Origin of the sequence: Nocardia ninae NBRC 108245, from assembly GCF_007990755.1 — a bacterium.
GTDB lineage: Bacteria > Actinomycetota > Actinomycetes > Mycobacteriales > Mycobacteriaceae > Nocardia > Nocardia ninae.
Map to the genome: position 1 here is coordinate 28,730 of NZ_BJXA01000018.1, position 20,484 is coordinate 49,213.

The window sequence follows — 20,484 nt, forward strand, 5'->3', positions numbered from 1 at the left end:
CCGACCAGCGCGGGCCAGATCTCATAGGCGGAGGCATCGAACGCCAGCGAGTGGTGAGTCAAAGCCCGATTTCCCGCGCCTACCGCACGCACCTGGGTGACCAGGTTCAGCACGTTACGGTGCGTGATGGCAACACCTTTGGGGATGCCGGTCGAACCGGAGGTGTAGGTCATGTACGCCAAGTTCTGCGGACCGACCCGTGCCGGCACCGGCCCGGACCCGGCAGGGTCGAGCCGGTCGAGGTAGAGGTTCGGCGTCGCAGTCGGCGGCAGCAGCTCGGCGGTCGCGGAATCGGTCACCACCGCGAACGGCGCGGCATCGGTGAGCACGAAGGCCAGCCGCTCCGGCGGATACGCCGTATCGAGCGGCAGATAACCACCACCGGCCTTCAACACACCCAGCAGCGCCACGATCAACTCCGCCGATCGCGGCAACGCGACGGCGACGATACTGTCCGGCCGCATACCTTGCGAAATAAGCACGCGCGCAAGCTGATCGGTTCGACTGCCGAGTTCCCGATACGACAGCTCGGTCTCCCCGCTGACGACGGCCGGTGCGTCCGGGGCCGCCTCGGCCTGTGCCTCGAACAGCCCGACGATCGTGTCGCCCACGACCTCAGCGTTGGTGTCGTTCCACCGGCGCAACACCAGCTCGCGTTCCTCGGCGCCGAGCACATCGATCGACCCCACCGCGGCCGCAGGGTCCGCCACCAGCCGCCGCAGCAGCCAGACCCACCGCGCCGCCATCGACTCGATGGTGGACCGGTCGAACAGATCGGTGGCGTACTCGACGAGCCCGGTCCACTGCTCACCGGCGGGCGCGTCCGCGATATTGAACGACAGGTCGAACCGCGCGGTCGCGGTGAACGCGGAGTAGGGCTCGATTCGCACCTCTGGCAGTTCGAGGGTGGGCATGGCGTTGTTCTGGAAGGCCAGCGACACCTGGAACAGCGGATGATGGGCCGCCGAGCGGGCCGGTTTCAGCAACTCGACCAGCAATTCGAACGGCGCGTCCTGGTTCTCGTACGCGGCCAGAGCTTTCCCTCTGACCTCGCCGAGAATCTCGGTGAACGACGCACCCGCGACCACGGGCGCCCGCAATACCAAGGTGTTGACGAAGAACCCGACCAGCTCGGCCAGCGCGTCGTCGGTCCGGCCCGCGATCGGCGTCCCGATCGGAATATCCTCCCCGGCACCGTGTTTGAACAACAGCACGGCCAACGCCGATTGCAGCACCATCGACACCGTCGCGCCCGCACGGCGCGCCAGGTCCTCTACCGCGTTACGGATCTCCGGATCGATGTCGAAGGTCACTACGTCGCCGCGGTAGCTCGGCACGCGCGGCCGCGGCCGATCGGTCGGCAAGGGCAATTCCTCGGGCAGACCGTCGAGTTCGGTACGCCAGTACGCGAACTGCTGGGACAGCACACTGTCCGGATCGGTCGGCGCCCCCAGCAGTTCCTGCTGCCACAGCGTGTAGTCCGCGTATTGGACCGGCAACGGCTGCCACTCCGGCCGCCGCCCCTGCCGACGTGCCGCATACGCCGTCGACAGATCGCGCAGCAGCGGCGCGGCGGACCAGCCGTCAGCGGCGATGTGATGGATCAGCACCACGACGACGCATTCGTCGGCGCCGGACCGCACCACCGTGACCCGGATCGGGATCTGCACGGACAGATCGAACCCGTAGCGGGCCGCAGCAGTCACCGCGGCATGCACGTCACCGGGATCCGCTTCGGTCACCGTGACCGGCACCTCGAGGCCGTCTGCGTCGACTATCCGTTGGGACGGCACGCCATCGGTCTCGACAAAGATCGTGCGCAGGCTCTCGTGTCGCGCGACGACGTCACCGATCGCGGCGGCCAACGCCGCCACATCCACCCCGTGGAGCCGCGCCGCCACCGGAATGTTGTAGTTGGCCGACGGCCCTTCCAGCCGGTGGATGAACCACAACCGCCGCTGCGCGAACGACAACGGCAGCACCGTCGGCCGCTGCCGCGTCGACAGCACCGGCCGCAGCCGGGCACGGTCGCCCAGCCGAATTGCCAACTGCGCCACCGTCGGAGCATCGAATATCGTCCGGATCGGGACCTCGACGCCGAGCACCACCCGGATCCGGCTGGCCAGGCGGGTCGCCAGCAGCGAGTGCCCGCCCAGCGCGAAGAAGCTGTCGTCCAGCCCGACCCGCTCGTGGCCGAGGACCTCGGCGAACAGCTCGGTCAGCATCTGTTCCTGGATGCTGACCGGAGCCCGATACGGCACCGAGGAACGCAGCTCCGGGACCGGCAACGCCGCCCGATCCAATTTCCCGTTCCCGGTCAACGGCACACCGTCGATCACCATCACCACCGACGGCACCATGAAGTCCGGCAACCGCTCGGCGGCGAACCGGCGCACCTCGGCACCGTCGAGGCGATTCGCGGCCACGCGTTCGGCACCGCAGGGCCGCCCGTTCGCACGCCTTCGTCCGTTGCCCGCGACCGAACCGGTCCGCTCGGCAACCACGTACCCGATGAGCTGCTTGTCACCGGTTCCGGTGTCGCGCGCCACCACCACCGCGTTCGATACCGCAGGATGTTGCGCCAGTACAGTTTCGACCTCGCCGGGTTCCACGCGGAAGCCGCGGATCTTCACCTGGTCGTCGGCCCGGCCCGCGAACTCCAGCTGCCCGGAGTTGTTCCAGCGCACCACATCACCGGTGCGATACAGCCGACCACCCGTGGGATCGAAGGGGTCGGCGACGAACCGTGCAGCGGTCAGCCCGGCCCGGCCGTGATAGCCGCGCGCCAGTTGGGCGCTGGAGACATACAACTCCCCCGCAACGCCCACCGGCACCGGTGCCAGCCACGAATCCAGTACGAACACTCGGGTATTCGCCACCGGGGCACCGATCGGCACCACCGCACCCGACGCGTCGGCCGGGACCTCGTAGGACGTCACATCGACCGTCGCCTCGGTCGGGCCGTACAGGTTGTCGATCCGGATGTCTCCCCAGCTGTCCCGCAGTGCGTGCACCAACCCGGACGGGAGCGTGTCGGCGCCCGTATTCACCTGCGTCAGACTCTGGAAAGGGTTGTCGGACAGGTATTCGACGTGCTCGACCAACGCCGCCAGCAAGGGTGGCGTGGCGAACATCTTCGTCACCGACCGGGTCTCGATCAGCCGGGTGATCTCCGCCAGATCCGAGCGCCGCTCACCGGCCACCACCAGGGTCGCCCCGCCACACAGCGCGGGCCAGATCTCGTAGGTGGAGGCGTCGAACGCGATCGACGAATGCACCAGCACACGATCCTCGATACCCACCGACCACGCCTGGGCGACCAGGTTCACCACGTTGCGATGCGTGATGCCAACACCTTTCGGCACACCGGTCGAGCCGGAGGTGTAGATGACGTACGCCAAATTCTGTGGCCGCGCCGGGATCGGATCCCCGCCGCTCCAGTCCTCGACCGCCGGTGCATCGATATACAGGTGCGGTGTCGCGGTGTGCGGCAGGGCATCCGAGGTCGCACGATCGGTCACGACGACAACCGGCGCGGCATCGGTGAGGACGAAAGCCAACCGATCCGACGGATAACCCGGATCGATCGGCAGATAGCCACCACCGGCCTTGACCACACCCAGCAACGCCACGATCAACTCCACCGACCGCGGCAATGCCACCGCGACGAGGGTATCCGGACCCACACCGCGCGAAACCAGCAGGCGAGCAAGCAGTTTCGCGCGGGTGTCGAGCTCCTGATAGCTCAGCTCTGCCGTACCGCAGACCACCGCGGTCGCGTCAGGAGCCCGAGCGACCTGTTCGGCGAACAATTCGGCCAGGGTAGCGGCCGGGTCGAGGGCGACGGCGGTGTCGTTCCACCCGTGTAGCACCAACTCGCGTTCCTCGGTGTCGAGCACCTCGACCGACCCCACCGGCCCATGCGGGTCCGCCACCACCTGCCGCAGTATCCGTACCAACCGCGCCGCCATCGCCTCGATCGTGGACCGATCGAACAGGTCGGTGGCGTATTCGACGTGCACGTCCCACCCTGCGACACCGTTGCTCCGCGCACCGGTGGCCGCGTCGCCGACATTGAACGTCAGGTCGAATCGTGAGGTCAGTGCGGGCAGCGCATACGGCTCGAACCCGACCCCCGACAACTCGAGGGTGGCCGCGGTGTTGTTCTGGAAGCTCAGCAGCACCTGGAACAACGGGTGGTGGGCCGCCGAGCGGGCCGGATTCAGCAGCTCGACCAGCAGCTCGAACGGCAGATCCTGATTCTCATAGGCCGCCAGTGCTTTTGCCCTGACCTGGCCGAGAATTTCGGTGAACGAGGCCGCCGGGTGCACCGCCGTCCGCAACACCCAGGTGTTGACGAAGAACCCCACCAGTTCGTTCAGCGCGTCGTCGGTGCGGCCGGCGATCGGCGATCCGAGCGGAATATCCTCGCCGGCACCGAGTTTGAACAGCAACACGGCCAGCGCCGACTGCAAGACCATGGACACCGTCGCGCCGGAGCGGCTCGCCAGCTCCTCGAGTTCCGCTCTGGTCTTCGCATCGATACCGAAAACCAGCATGTCCCCGCGGTAACTGGCCACCCGTGGCCGCGGCCGATCGGTCGGCAGCCGCAGCTGCTCTGGCAGGCCGTCGAGCTCCCGGCGCCAATACTCGAACTGCTGGGACAGCACGCTGTCCGGATCGTCCGGTGAGCCGAGCAGTTCCTGCTGCCACAGTGTGTAATCCACGTACTGGACCGGCAGCGACTCCCAGCCCGGCGCCCGCCCCTGCCGCCGAGCCGCGTACGCCGTCGACAGGTCCCGCAGCAACGGCGTCATCGACCAACCGTCACCGGCAATATGGTGAATCAACAACACCACGACGCATTCGTCGACACCGCAGCGGAAAACGTCGGCGCGGATGGGAATCTCGGTCGCCAGGTCGAACTCGTAGCGCGCCGCCTCGGTGACCGCCGCATCCAAGGCGGCGGGCTCGACGTCGGAGATGAGCACCGGCACCTCGACCGCGTCCTCGTCGAGGACCTGCTGACCGGGCACGCCGTCGGCTTCGACGAAGATCGTGCGCAGGCTTTCGTGCCTGGCCACCACGTCACCGACCGCCGCCGCGAAGGCGGGCGCGTCGAACCCGCCCCGCAGTCGAAAAGTCAACGGCATGTTGTAGGTGGCCGAGGGTCCCTCCAACCGGTGGATGAACCACAACCGGCGCTGGGCGAACGACAACGGAATCATCACAGACCCACCTCTCGATTCATCCTGCGCAGCGCCGGTCTGCGCGACGGCGCCAATTCCGGCCATCGGCGGTCGAGTTCGGCGACCGTCGCGGCGTCGAAGATCACCCGGATCGGGACTTCGACGCCGAGCACCGCCCGAATCCGGCTGGCCAGGCGGGTCGCCAGCAACGAATGCCCACCGAGCGCGAAGAAGCTGTCGTCCACGCCGACCCGGTCGAGTCCGAGGATCTCGGCGAACAATCCGGCGAGCACCCGTTCCCGCTCGCTACTCGGCGCCCGATACTCCGCCGCGGCGGCGAACTCCGGGTCCGGCAGTGCCGCACGATCGAGTTTTCCATTCGCGGTCAACGGCACATCGTCGATCACCATCACCACCGACGGCACCATGAACTCCGGCAACTGCTCAGCCGCCAATTCCCTTACGGCGGCGGGCAAAAGCGTGTCCTGGGGGTTGCTGGCGTACGGCGTCGGATCGTCCACTTCTGCCGACGGCACATAAACGTCGGTCAGCGGTCGGCTTTGTGCCGTCGCGGTGTCGACGAACACCGCGTCCATCCGATCCGGCTGCGCCGACCAGGTGACCGCCGTGGTGTAGCCCAGTCGGTCGCCCAGCACGTGCAGGTCTTCGGGCAGCAATCCGGCATCCCGTCGCGCGGCGGGGTCGGCGAGGATGCCCTCGAATCCCGCTGCTCGCGGATCGGTGCGCGGAGCGGACGGAACGGACTCACCGGTTCGGATTCGGTGCACCGCCTCGATCTGGCCGGTCAGCCCGGCGTGTGGGATCCCGGTGACCCGGATGCCGTCCGGGTGTCGGGTTTGCAGCAGGGTGCGCAACCAGTCGTGGTCGCGGAACACGACTTTCGGCACCTCGGCGACGGACAGCGCTTTCGTGGGCGTCTTGTGCAGGACCACGTCGTATCGGTAGCGGGTCAACTCGTTGACCGAGTAGCCGCGTTTGAGTTCGATATCGACGGTCTCGAAGTCGGTGGCCCGGCACAGCGCGTGGAAGTACTCCGGCGCGACCAGCAATTCCTGTTCGGCGAATACCGTGCGGCGCACCCGTTCCCGAATGGCCGCCGGGTCGTCGCCGTCGTTGCGGGCGATCTGCACCGCCGTGGTGAACTCCTCCAGCAGACCCAGATTTCGGACGTCACCGACGAATATCGCGCCGCCGGGAGCCAGCAGGCCGAGCGCCTGTTCGAGGACTCGACGCAGATACCGTTCGCCGGGGAAGTACTGCACCACCGAGTTCACGACCACCGTGTCGAAATACTCTTCCGGCAATCCCGCGATGTCCTCGGCGGATCGGACACTCAGCGAAACTCGCTCGGCCCACGGCGCGTCGAGTTCGTCCAACTGGTGTTGCAGGGTGGCGATGGTCGCGGCGGAGAAGTCCGCGGCCCAGTATTCGTCGCAGTCCGGTGCCAATTGGGACAACAACAAGCCGGAGCCGACACCGATCTCGAGTACTCGCCGCGGTGCCAGGCCGCGGATGCGCTGCACCGTGGCTTCGCGCCATTCACGCATCTGCTCGATCGGAATGGACGTCCCGGTATAGCTGCTGTTCCAGCCGCCGAAGTCCATCCCGAAGCCCGTCGGCGCCTTGTCCCCGTTGCCGTTTCCGGACCTGTCGGCTTTCTGGCCCGCGGCGCCGTACAGGTCGTCGTACACCTTGCGCCACTGCCCGACCAATTCCGCTTCACCGACGACCGGCCCGGATCGGTCCGCGACCACATAGCCCACCAGCTGCTGTCCGCCGGTGCTGCTGTCGCGCACGACGACCACCGCGCGGGACACCGAAGGGTGTTGCTCCAGAGCGGTTTCCACCTCACCGGGCTCCACCCGGAAGCCGCGGACCTTGACCTGATCATCGGCTCGGCCGACGAACTCCAACTGTCCGGAGTTGTTCCAGCGCACCACATCACCGGTGCGATACAGGCGACCGCCACCGATCGGATCGAAGGGGTCGGCGACGAACCTGGCGGCGGTGAGCCCTGCGCGTCCGTGGTAACCCCGCGCCAACTGGGTGCCCGCCACGTACAGCTCCCCCGCGACACCCACCGGCACCGGCGCCAACCACGAATCCAACACGAAGACGCGCACATTCACCGATGGGCGCCCGATCGGCACCGCACCTTCGATGTCGCCGAGCACGTCGTAGTCGGTCACGCACGCCGTTGTTTCGGTAGGCCCGTAGCCGTTCATCACCTGCACGCCTGCGTGCTTCGCGTTCAGCTTGCGCAACACGGCAGCTGTCAGTTCGGCACCGCCGGCGATCACCCGCCGCAGACTGCGCAGCGGTGTGCCGGGCAACGGCTCCACATGATCGGCCAGCGCCGACAACAGCGGTGGCGTCGCGAACATCTTTGTTACCGAACGGCGTTCGATCAGATCGGTGAGCTCGACCAGATCCGAACGCGAAGATTCCGTCACCACCAGCGCCGCACCACCGGCCAACGCGGGCCAGATCTCATAGGTCGTGGCGTCGAATGCGATCGAGGAATGCGTCAATACCCGGTCCTCGGGATCGACCGACCAGGCTCGGGCAACCAGGTTCACCAGGTTACGGTGGGTGATCTCCACACCTTTCGGAACGCCCGTGGAGCCGGAGGTGTAGGTCACGTAGGCCAAATGCTGTGGCCGCAGACCGATCCCAGCCAAATCCCCGGGTTCGCCACCGTTGGCGCCCGGTGCGTCCAGATAGTGATGCGGGACTTCTGAGTCGGGCAAAAAGTGGGCGGTAGCAGAGTCGGTCACGACAACGACCGGCGCTGCGTCGGAAAGGATGAACGACAACCGATCCGACGGATACCCGGGATCGATCGGCAGATATGCGCCGCCGGCCTTCAGCACACCCAGCAGCGCCACGATCAACTCCACCGACCGTGGCAGGGCCACCGCGACCAGCGAGTCCGGGCGTACGCCGCGCGCGACCAGCGTGCGCGCCAAGCCGTCGGCTCGGGTATCGAGTTCCCGATACGAGATCTCCGTGCTGCCTCCGATTACCGCAGTGGCCGTTGGTGTCCGGGCAACCTGGGCCTCGAACAATTCGACCATGGTGGTGTCCGCGACCTCGACGGCGGTGTTGTTCCACCGCCGCAGCACCGATTCCTGTTCCTCGGTATCGAGGACGTCGATCGCCCCCACCGGGCCACCAGGGTCCGTCACGATCCGGTCCAGTATTCGCACGAACCGGTTCACCATCGACTCGACGGTGAACCGGTCGAACAGGTCGGTCGAGTACTCGACGAACCCGCTCCACGGATCACCGGCGGGCGCGTCGGCGACGTTGAAGAACAAGTCGAACCGCGAGGCGGCGATGGACGCGGGATAGGGCTCGAACCCGACCCCCGGCAGCCGCAGGGTCGGCAGCGCGTTGTTCTGGAAGGCCAACGACACCTGGAACAGCGGGTGATGCGCCGCCGAGCGGGCCGGATTCAACAACTCCACCAGCAATTCGAACGGAACATCCTGATTCTCGTACGCCGCCAACGCCTTCGACCGAACCTGTGCCACCACCTCGGCGAAAGACGTTGCCGGAGCGACAGTTGCCCGCAGCACCCAGGTGTTGACGAAGAACCCGACCAGGTCGGCCAACGCCTCGTCGGTCCGGCCGGCGATCGGTGAGCCGAGCGGAATATCCTCTCCGGCACCGAGTTTGAACAACAGCACCGCCAACGCCGACTGCAGCACCATCGACACCGTCGCGCCTTCGCGGGCCGCCAACCGCTCCACCGCGGTACGGATCTCCGGCTCGACACCGAAGACCACCATGTCACCGCGGTAGCTGGCCACCCGGGGTCGCGGCCGGTCGGTCGGCAACCGCAGCTGCTCCGGCAACCCGTCGAGCTCACGACGCCAGTACTCGTACTGCTGGGACAGCACGCTGTCCGGATCGTCCGGCGACCCGAGGAATTCTCGCTGCCACAGCGTGTAGTCCACGTACTGCACCGGCAGCGGCGCCCAGCGCGGCGCCCGATGTTCGAGCCGCGCGGCGTAGGCGGTGGCCAGATCCCGCAGCAGCGGTGCCGCCGACCAGCCGTCGCCCGCGATGTGATGGACCAGCAGCACCAGCACACACTCATCGCCGCCGGCTCGGAACACGGTGGCGCGGATGGGAATCTCCGACGACAGATCGAACGCGTAGCGCACGGCGGCGTTCACGGCCGCGTCCAGCTCCGCCGGATCCACGGTCTCCACTTCGACCGTGACCGGCACCTCGACGCTGTCCGCCGCGAGTACCCGCTGGGTCGGCACCCCCTCGGCCTCGACGAAAACCGTCCGCAAACTCTCGTGGCGGGCCACCACATCACCGAGCGCGGCCGCGAAAGCCGATGCGTCGAACACGCCGCTCAGCCGGACCGGCAACGGCATGTTGTACGTAGCCGATGGCCCTTCGAGCCGATGGATGAACCACAGCCTGCGCTGCGCGAACGACAGCGGAACCACATCCGGCCGTGGCCGGGGCAGCAGCGGCGGACGCACCTGCACCTCGGCATCGAGCCGAGTCACCAACTGCGCCACCGTCGGTGCGTCGAAGATCGTCCGGATCGGGACCTCCACCCCCGTCACCGCACGGATCCGGCTGGCCAGGCGAGTAGCCAGCAGCGAGTGACCACCCAGCGTGAAGAAGTTGTCGTCCACACCGACCCGGTCGAGGCCGAGGATCTCGGCGAACAATTCGGCCAGTACCTGTTCGCGCTCGCTGTCCGGCGCGCGGTACTCCGCCGACGAGGCGAACTCCGGATCCGGCAGCGCCCGGCGATCCAGTTTCCCGCTGGAGGTCAACGGCACCGAGCCGATCACCATCACCGTCGCGGGCACCATGAACTCCGGCAATCGGTCACTCGCCCACCGGCGTACGTCGGCGGCCAGCAGACCCGCCTGCGGGTTGTTGGCGTACGCCGCCGGATCGCCCACCGGGTCGGTGGCTGTGTACACGTCGGCCAGTGGCCTGTCGCCGAGGGTCGCGGCGTCGACGAAGACCGCATCCATCCGGTCCGGCCGGGCGGACCAGGTGACCGCGGTTGCGTAGCCGAGTCGACGGCCGAGCAGATGCAGGTCTTCCGGTACGACGCCCGCGCGATCGCTGATCGTCTCGAGTATCCCTTCGAAGCCGACACCGAGTGCGTCGGTCGCGATGCCGGCGTGGCCCGCCTCGATCCGATGCGTCGCCTCGACCTCACCGACCAGGCCGGCATGCGGGACACCGGTAATCCGAATACCGTCCGGATGCTGGTCACGCAGCAGGGTCTGCAACGAATCATGGTCGCGGAAAGCGGCTTTCGGTACCTCGGCGACCGAAAGCGGGTTCACCGCAGCCGGATGCAGCACCACGTCGTACCGGTAGCGCGTCAACTCGTTCATCGAGTAGCCGCGTTTGAGTTCGATGTCGACGGCACCGATATCGAGGACGTCGCCGAGCGCGAGGAAGTACTCCGGCGCCAGCAGCAGCTCCTGTTCGGCGGAGATGTCGCGGCGGACCCGGTCGGCGACCGCCACCGGATCGTCGCCGCCGTTGCGAGCGATCTGCGCGGCGGTGGTGAACTCCTCCAGCAGCGCCAGATTCCGGACGTCACCGATGAACACCGCGCCACCCGGAGCCAGCACGCGCAGCACCCGCTCGAGCACCCGGCGCAGATAGCTCTGGCTGGGGAAGTACTGGATCACCGAGTTCAACACGACCGTGTCGAAATAGTGTTCCGGCAATCCTTCGGTCTCGTCGGCACCGCGCACGCTCAGCGAGACACGGTCGACCCACTCCTCGTTCAGTTCGCCCAGCTGTCGTTGCAGCGTGCTGATGGTCGCGGACGAGAAGTCCGTCGCCCAGTATTCGACGCAGTCCGGTGCCAGCTGCGACATCAGCAAGCCCGACCCCACCCCGATCTCCAGCACGCGCCGCGGACTCAGCCCCCGAATACGCTCGACGGTGGTCGCGCGCCATTCGCGCATCTGTTCCACCGGGATCGCGCCCCCGGTGTAGCTGCTGTTCCAGCCGCCGAAACCGGTAACGAACCCGACCTCGTCACCATCGACAGCACCGATGTCCGGTGCCTGCTCGGCGCCGGCGTACAGGTCGTCGTAGACCCGCCGCCACTGCCCCACCAGTTCGCCTTCGCCGACGGTGGCCCCCGAGTGGTCGGCGACCACGTACCCGACCAACTGCTTTCCGGCCTCCGAGTCGTGTGCCACGACCACCGCCTGCGCCACCGAAGGATGTTGGGCCAGGACGCTCTCCACCTCGCCGGGTTCGACCCGGAAGCCACGGATCTTGACCTGATCATCGACCCGGCCCGCGAACTCCAGCACTCCCGCCGCAGTCCAGCGCACCACGTCGCCGGTGCGATACAGCCTGCCGCCACCGGTCCGGTCGAACGGGTCGGCCACGAACCGGGCCGCGGTCAGTCCGGCCCGCCCGTGATAGCCGCGCGCCAGCTGGGCACCCGCCACATACAACTCGCCCGAAACCCCCACCGGCACCGGCACCAGCCACGAATCCAGCACGAACACTCGCGAATTCGCCACTGGCACACCGATCGGCACCACCGCACCCGGTTCGTCCTCGGGCACGCGATAGGCGGTCACGTCGACGGTCGCCTCGGTCGGACCGTACAGATTGTCGACCCGAAGGTCGGGGCAGGTGCCACGCAGCGCCCGCACCAACCCGGAGGTCAAGGTGTCGGCACCGGTATTGACCTGGCGCAGACTCCGGAAAGGGCTGTCCGGCAACGCTTCCACATGATCGACCAACGCCGACAGCAACGGTGGTGTGGCGAACATCTTCGTCACCGACCAGGTCTCCACCAGCCGCGTGATCTCCCCCGGGTCCGAGCGCTGCTCGCCGGCGACGACCAATGTCGCACCACCGCACAGGGCCGGCCAGATCTCATAGGTCGACGCGTCGAAGGCGATCGACGAATGCACCAGCACCCGGTCCTCGACACCCGCCTGCCACGCCTGGTTGACCAGGTTGACGACGTTATGGTGCGTGATGCCAACACCTTTCGGAACACCGGTGGAGCCCGAGGTGTAGATCACGCACGCCAGATTGTGCGCGCCCACCGCGACCACCCGGTCCAGACCGGCTCGATCACCGTCGAGCGCCTCCATGGAGTCCAGATAGAGGTGTGGCGTCGCGGTCGGTGGCAGCGCGTGCGCGGTGGCCGAGTCGGTCACGACGACCACCGGCGCGGCGTCGGCGAGGACGAACGCCAGCCGATCCGAGGGGTACGCGGGATCGATCGGCAGATATCCGCCACCGGCTTTCAGCACACCCAGCAGGGTGACGATCAGGTTCGTGGACCGCGGCAACGCCACCGCGACCACACCGTCCGGGCCGACGCCGCGCGAGATCAACGCCCGCGCCAGCCGATCGGAGCGCCGGTCCAGATCCTGGTACGTCAGCTTCGCGTCCGCGCAGACGACCGCGATCGCATCCGGGGTCGCGGCGACCTGCGCGGCGAACAGCTCGGTGAGGGTGGCGGCGGCCGGTACCTCGACCGTGGTGTCGTTCCACCGGCGCAGCACCAGTTCGCGCTCGTCGGTGTCGAGGAGATCGATGGCGCCCACCGGGACTTCGGGATCCGACCCGACCTGCCGCAGCAGGCGGACCAGCCGGGCCGCCATCGCCTCGACGGTGGACCGGTCGAACAGTTCGGTCGCATACTCGACGAACCCGCTCCACGGGTCACCGGCCGGGGCTTCGGCGATGTTGAAGAACAGATCGAACCGCGCGGTCGCGGTGGCCGCGGGGTAGGGCTCGATCCGCACGCCCGACAGCTCGAGTGCGGGCAGCGTGTTGTTCTGGAAGGCCAGCGTCACCTGGAACAACGGATGATGCGCCGCCGAGCGAGCCGGGTTCAGCAACTCCACCAGCAGTTCGAACGGAACATCCTGATTCTCGTAGCCTGCCAACGCCTTTTCCCGCACCACACCCAATATCTCGGTGAACGACGCGTCCGGGACGACAGCCGCCCGCAGCACCCAGGTATTGACGAAGAACCCGACCAGCTCGGCCAGTGCCTCGTCGGTCCGGCCCGCGATCGGCGCACCGATCGGAATATCTTCTCCGGCACCGAGTTTGAACAGCAGGACGGCCAGCGCCGACTGCAACACCATCGACACAGTCGCACCTTCACGGGCCGCCAACCGCTCTACCGCGGCACGGATCTCCGACTCGATCTGGAAGTGCACCATGTCGCCGCGATAACTGGCCACCCGCGGCCGCGGCCGATCGGTCGGCAACCGCAACTGCTCGGGCAGCCCCTCGAGTTCGCGGCGCCAATACTCGAACTGCTGCGACAACACGCTGTCCGGATCGGTCGCCGAGCCGAGCAGTTCCCGCTGCCACAACGTGTAATCCGCGTACTGCACCGGCAACGGCCGCCACCGCGGTGCCCGATGGTCCTTTCGTGCGGCGTACGCCTCGGACAGATCGCGCAGCAACGGCGTCAACGACCAGCCGTCACCGGCGATGTGATGGATCAGCAACACCAGCACAGCTGCATCGTCCGTCCGGCGGAACACAGTGGCGCGCAACGGGATCTCCGACGACAGATCGAAGCCGTAGCGCACCGCCGAGGTCACCGCCGCGTCGGTCTCGGCGGGATCGGCGGCCCGCATGTCCGTCACCGTGACCGGTACCTCGACGCTGTCCACGTCCAGGACCTGTTGGGAGGGCACACCATCGGCGTCGACGAAGATCGTCCGCAAGCTCTCGTGCCGCATCACCACATCGCCGATCGCGGCGGTCAACGCCGCCACGTCCACGCCGTGCAACCGCACCGCCAGCGCCATGTTGTAGGTGGCCGACGGCCCCTCCAACCGGTGGATGAACCACAGTCGCCGCTGGGCGAACGACAGCGGAACCACGTCCGGCCGTGGCTGGGCCAGCAGGGCCGGGCGCACCTGCACGCCCGCGTCGAGCCGGGTCGCCAACTGCGCCACCGTCGGCGCGTCGAACACCGTCCGGATCGGTACCTCGATGCCGAGCTCAACCCGGATCCGGCTGGCCAGGCGGGTCGCCAGCAGCGAGTGGCCACCGAGCTCGAAGAAGCTGTCGTCCACGCCCACCCGGTCGCGTCCGAGGACCGCCCCGAACAACTCGGCCAGCACCCGTTCGCGCGCACTGCCCGGCGCCCGGTACCGCACCGAGGACACCGACTCCGGCGCGGGCAGCGCCGCGCGGTCCAGTTTTCCGTTCGCGGTCAACGGCACCGCGTCGATCACCATCACCACCGTCGGCACCATGAACTCCGGCAGCCGTTCGGCGGCGAAGTCGCGCACCTGCGCGCCGACGAGGTCGGTACGGTCGGCGACCACATAGCCGATCAGCTGCTTGTCACCGGTGTCGCCGTCACGTACCACCACGAGCGCCTGCGCCACCGAAGGATGTTGCGCCAGTACCGATTCGACCTCGCCGGGCTCGACCCGGAAGCCGCGGATCTTGACCTGGTCATCGATGCGACCCAGGAACTCCACCTGCCCGCCGTGGTTGCGGCGCACCAGATCACCGGTGCGGTACAGCCGGCCACCGTTCGGGTCGAAGGGATCGGCGACGAACCGTGCCGCGGTCAGATCGGCCCGGCCGTGGTATCCCCGGCCCAACTGCGCACCGGCGACATACAACTCACCCGCCACCCCGGGCGGGACGGGCGCCAACCATGAATCCAGCACGAACGCCTGAACATTCGCCAACGGGGCTCCAATCGGCACCAAGGCCTCATCGAAGTGCTCCCCGGGCCGGAACGGCCGGCGAATCGCGAAGGTCGTTGTCTCGGTGGGCCCGTAGACATGCACGATGCGGGTCTGCGGGCACAGGCGCAGTGCACGCGCGAAGACCTCCGGCGGCATCTCCTCGCCGCCGACCCACACCTCGCGAAGCCCGGCGAGCGCGTCCGCGCCATGGTCGACGAACAACTCGAACAACCGAGTGGTGAGGAATACCGCGGTCACCTTGTGCGCCACCAACTGCCGTCCCAGCACCGCGATATCGGTGCGGCCCGGCGGCGCGACGACTATCCGGCCGCCGCCGAGCAGCGGCACCCAGATCTCGTAGGTGGAGGCATCGAACGCGACCGACGAATGCACCAGCACGCTCGCGTGCGCACCGTCGTGCCAACTGTGCTTGGTCGCGAAGGCGACCACGTTGCGGTGGGTGACGGCAACACCTTTCGGAACTCCGGTGGAGCCCGAGGTGTAGATCACGTAGGCCAGATTCTGCGACGCCGCCGCGACGGCTCGATCCAGCGTGGCGCCCTCCACCACATCGGTCGTGTCCAGGTAGAGGTGCGGAGCCGCCGTCTCGGGCAGGAGATCGACGGTGGCGGAATCGGTCACGACGACCACGGGGGCCGCGTCGGTCAGGATGAACGCCAGCCGATCCGACGGATAGGTCGGATCGATCGGCAGGTACCCGCCACCGGCCTTCAACACCGCGAGCAACGCAACGATCAACTCCACCGACCGAGGCAACGCCACGGCGGCGATGGTGTCGGGGCCAACCCCGCGCGAAATCAGGACGCACGCCAATTCGGTTGCCCGCGTGTCGAGTTCCCGATACGAGATCTCGTCGTCACCGCAGACCACGGCCACCGCGTCCGGCGTGCGCGCGACCCGCTCCTCGAACGACGCGACCACGGTGGCGTCCCGGTCGACCGGGGCAGCGGTGTCGTTCCACCGGTACAAGACCAGGTCACGTTCGTCGCTGTCCAGGACATCGACCGCCCCCACCGCGGTGTCCGGATCCGACACCACCTGGCGCAGGATCCGCACCAGCCGACCGGCCATGGCTTCGACCGTGGACCGATCGAACAGATCGGTGGCGTATTCGATGTATCCGTCCCACCCTGCGCCGTTGTCGCGCGCATCGGCCGGGGCGTCGCCGATATCGAAGGTCAGATCGAAGCGCGAGGTGTTGGTGGCCGGCATGTGCGGTGTCACCCGCGCTCCCGGCAGCCGGAGGGTGGGCAGCGTGTTGTTCTGCAACGTCAGCAGGACTTGGAACAGCGGATGGTACGCCGACGAGCGGGTCGGATTCAGCAGCTCGACCAGCAACTCGAACGGCGCGTCCTGATTGTCGTAGGCCGCCAGCGCTTTCGTGCGGACACCCTCGAGAATCTCGGTGAATGACGCTGCGGGAGAGACCGTTGCACGCAACACCCAGGTGTTGACGAAGAAGCCGACCAGATCGGCCAGCGCGTCATCGGTACGGCCGGCGATCGGCGAGCCGATCGGGATGTCCTCGCCCGCACCGAGTTTCGCCAGCAGCACTGCCAGCGCCGACTGCCACACCATGGACACCGTCGCGCCCTCGCGGGCCGCCAAACGCTCCACCGCGGTACGCACCTCGGGTTCGATGTCGAACAACACCACGTCGCCGCGGTAGCTGGCCACCCGTGGCCGAGGCCGGTCGGTCGGCAACCGCAGTTGCTCCGGCAGACCGTCGAGTTCGGCGCGCCAGTAACCGAACTGGCGCGACAGCACACTGTCGGGATCGTCCGGCGAGCCCAGCAGTTCCTGCTGCCACAGCGTGTAGTCGACGTACTGCACCGGCAGCGGCGCCCACTCCGGTGCCCGCCCTTCCCGGCGCACCGCGTACGCCGTCGACAGATCGTCCAGCAGCGACGCCGCCGACCAGCCGTCGCTAGCGATGTGATGGATCAGCACAAGCACCGTCCACTCGTCGTCCCCGTACCGGAACGCGCTCGCACGGATCGGGATCTGCGTGGACAGCTCGAACGGATACCGCGCCGCCTCGGCGACCGCCGCGTCCACCGCATCGGGAGCAACGTCGGCGATGGTCACCGGCACCTCGACGTCGTGCGCCGCGAGGACGTGTTGGGCTGGGACGCCGTCGGTTTCGACGAAGACCGTGCGCAGACTCTCGTGCCGGGCCACCACATCGCACACCGCCGCCGTGAACGCCGCCGCATCGAAGGCGCCCGTCACCCGGGCGGCCAGCGGCATGTTGTAGGTGGCCGACGGCCCCTCCAACCGGTGGATGAACCAGAGTCGCCGCTGCGCGAACGACAGCGGAATCACCTCCGGTCGCGGCCGGGCGAGCAGCATCGGGCGCATGGTGACGCCGGCGTCGAGCCGGGTCACCAGCTGCGCCGGCGTCGGCGCGTCGAACACCGTCCGGATCGGCACCTCGACCCCGAGCACCACCCGGATCCGGCTGATCAGCCGAGTGGCGGATAGCGAATGACCGCCCAGCTCGAAGAAGCTGTCGTCCGCGCCGACCCGGTCGATCCCCAGCACCTCGCCGAACAACCTCGCCAGCACCCGTTCGCGCTCGCTGCCCGGCGCTCGATAGGCCCGCGAGGAGGCGAACTCCGGGGCGGGCAGCGCGGCCCGATCGAGCTTGCCGTTGGGGGTCAGCGGCACGCGGTCGATCACCATCACCACGGTCGGTACCAGGAACTCCGGCAGGCGCGCCGCGGCGAACCGGCGCACCTGTGCCCCATCGAGCGCGTTTCCGTTCGTGCCGTCGTTGCCGTTGCTCCGATCGGCGACCACATAACCGATCAGCTGCTTGTCGGCACCGGACCCGGTGTCGCGGGCCAGCACCACGGCCTGCGACACCGAAGGATGTCGCACCAGCACCGATTCGACCTCGCCCGGCTCCACCCGGAAGCCGCGGATCTTGACCTGATCGTCGGCGCGGCCCACGAACTCCAGCACCCCTGCCGGAGTCCAGCGCACCACATCGCCGGTGCGATACAACCGGCCACCGGTGCGATCGAACGGATCGGCGACGAACCGCGTTGCGGTCAACCCCGGCCGACCGCGATAGCCCCGCGCCAATTGCGCGCCGGCCACATACAGTTCACCGGCCACCCCCACCGGAACCGGCGCCAGCCATGGGTCGAGCACGAACGCCCGCATGTTCCCCAGCGGTGTCCCGATCGGGCTCTCGCCCCGAGCGCCATGCTCGGCCAGCAGCTCCAGCTTCGTGACGTGCACCGTTGTCTCGGTGATCCCGTACATGTTCACCAGGGCGGGGCCAGCACCGCCGACCGCGTACCACGGTTGTACATGGCTGTGGTGCAACGCTTCCCCACCGAAGATCACCAGGCGCAGCGCCGAATCGACGCTGCCGCTCACCGACCGGGCTTCGGCCAGCGCGTGGAAAGCCGAGGGGGTCTGGTTGAGAATGGTCACGCCCTCGGCGACGACCAGATCCCACAGTTGCACGGGCGTGCGCACCACGTCCCACGGCACGACGACGACCCGGCCACCGTGCAAAAGCGCGCCCCAGATCTCCCACACCGAAAAGTCGAAGGCCTGCGAATGACACCAAGCCCACACATCATCGGCCCGGAATTCACACCACGGTGCGGCACTCACGAACAGCGAGGCCACATTGCGATGGGTGACGGCCACGCCCTTCGGCGTGCCGGTGGAGCCGGAGGTGTAGATGAGATAGGCCAGATTGCCGGGCAGCGGCGCGGCGGGCCGCACCACCTCATGGTGTGCCGCCTCGGCCTCCTCGAGCAAGATCCGCGGAACCCCTTGCTGCGGCAGCAGTTTCGAGGTGGCGCGGTCGGTGAGTACCGCGATCGGTGCGGCGTCGGCGAGCACGAACGCCAACCGTTCGGCCGGATAACCGGGATCGATCGGCAGATACGCACCACCGGCCTTCGACACCGCCAGGATGGCGACGATCAGCTCCGCCGACCTCGGCAAGGCCACCGCCACCACGCTGTCCGGACGCACATCCGCGGCGAGCAGGGTCCGCGCGACGCGATCCGCCCGCGTATCGAGTTCGCGATACGACAGCCGCGCACCACCGGACACCACGGCCACCGCGTCCGGGGCCCGGCGCACCTGATCGTCGAACAACCCCAGCAGAGTCGCCGCCGGATCGACCGGCACCGCGGTGTCGTTCCACGCCTCGACTACCAGCGACCGATCGTCGCCGAGGATATCCACCGCCCCGATCGGCGCCGCAGGGTCGGTGATCGCCTGCATCAGATAGCGCGCGATCGAGTCGAGGTAGCCGCGCAGATCGTCTTCGGTGTAGAGCTGCGCGTCGCCTTCTATCCGCAGGTATCCGCCACGGGCCGACTGCTTCTCGTAATGCAGGACGATCGACAGATCTCCGCTGTTCCCTGCCGAGTAGACCTGGAGATCGGCTGTCCCACCGGTCATCCGCAAGGCACCGAAGAACGACATGACATTGATGACCGGGCCGAACGGGTTCCCGTGTGCAGGCGGCATTTTCAAGTCGCGCCGGATCTCCGACATCCCGTACCGGAGATGGTCGCGCGCACCCGCGATGCTGTCCTGGAGCCGTCGGGACAGTTGCCCCAGCGAGAGGTCCCGGCCCGAATCCACCAGCAAGGGAACGGTATCCGACAGCTGGCACGGCGTGCGCCGCGCGATGGCATTCTGGTTGGAGACCGGCATCTGTACGCAGAATTCGTCGCGCAGCGCGTAGCGCTGGACCGCGGCCGCCGCGACCGACATCAACAGATAGGGCAGCTTCACCCCGATCGTCTGCGCCGAGTCGATCAGCCTGCCGAGCTCCGCGCCGGAAAAGCCGTGCGTGCAACCGATCCGCCCGGGTTTGGCGTCCGGTGCGGCATTGCCCGGCAGACGCAGCGGTTCGATCCCGGGCGGGATCTGCCCGCGCCAGTACTCCCGATCGATCGCCTGTTGGTGGCAACGGTAGGCCCGATCGCTCTCGATGATCTCGTCGACGGGCACGAAATCGGCAGGTTCGATGGGCATTCCGGCGACCAAGGCGCCGTATACATCCAGCACCCGCTGCGCCCAGGTGGCGACACCGACCCCATCCATGATGATGTGGTGGAAGCACATCGACAGAAAGTATTGTCCGGCATCGACTTTGAGCAGCGCGACGCGCAACAGCGCGTCCTGCTCCAGATCGAAGGCAAGCTCGAGCTCGCGAGACATGTAGTCGAAGGCGGCCGAGATCGGCTCGGGCTGCTCGGTGAGATCGAGGTAGGCGGGCATCCAATCGCGGGTGTTCCGGTCGATCTGCATCGGCCCGTCGGCGCCACCGACGAAATTGACCGTGAGCGCCTCCGATTCCGCGAACACGTGCCGCAGCGCGGTGACGAAATGGCCGAGTTCCAGCTCGGCCTCGATGTCGATATATATCAGGCAATTATTGGGAATATCGGAAAGCTCGTGGGCCAGCCAAAGTTCTTTTTGAATCGATGTCAGACTGCGCAGCAGTGACTTGTTACCGGATTGCATGACAAACTCCCTCGCTTATCACCTTT

Annotated in this window: 2 protein-coding genes (1 of these 2 running past the window's edge); both read right to left on the reverse strand. The window is 67.6% G+C overall.

Annotated elements, in window-relative coordinates; genetic code table 11:
* Positions 1 to 5,228, reverse strand: the beginning of a protein-coding gene (locus NN4_RS15795) for a non-ribosomal peptide synthase/polyketide synthase (RefSeq protein ID WP_147131469.1). It extends 15,556 nt beyond the left edge of the window; only the first 5,228 of its 20,784 coding nucleotides appear in the window; the start codon lies at positions 5,226 to 5,228; its stop codon lies beyond the left edge, outside the window.
* Positions 5,228 to 20,458: a non-ribosomal peptide synthetase gene (locus tag NN4_RS46600; RefSeq protein WP_147131254.1), complete on the reverse strand. Its 15,231-nt coding sequence runs from the start codon at positions 20,456 to 20,458 to the stop codon at positions 5,228 to 5,230. Before NN4_RS46600 ends, NN4_RS15795 begins: the two co-directional genes overlap by 1 nt.
* Between the last annotated feature and the right edge of the window lie 26 nt (positions 20,459 to 20,484).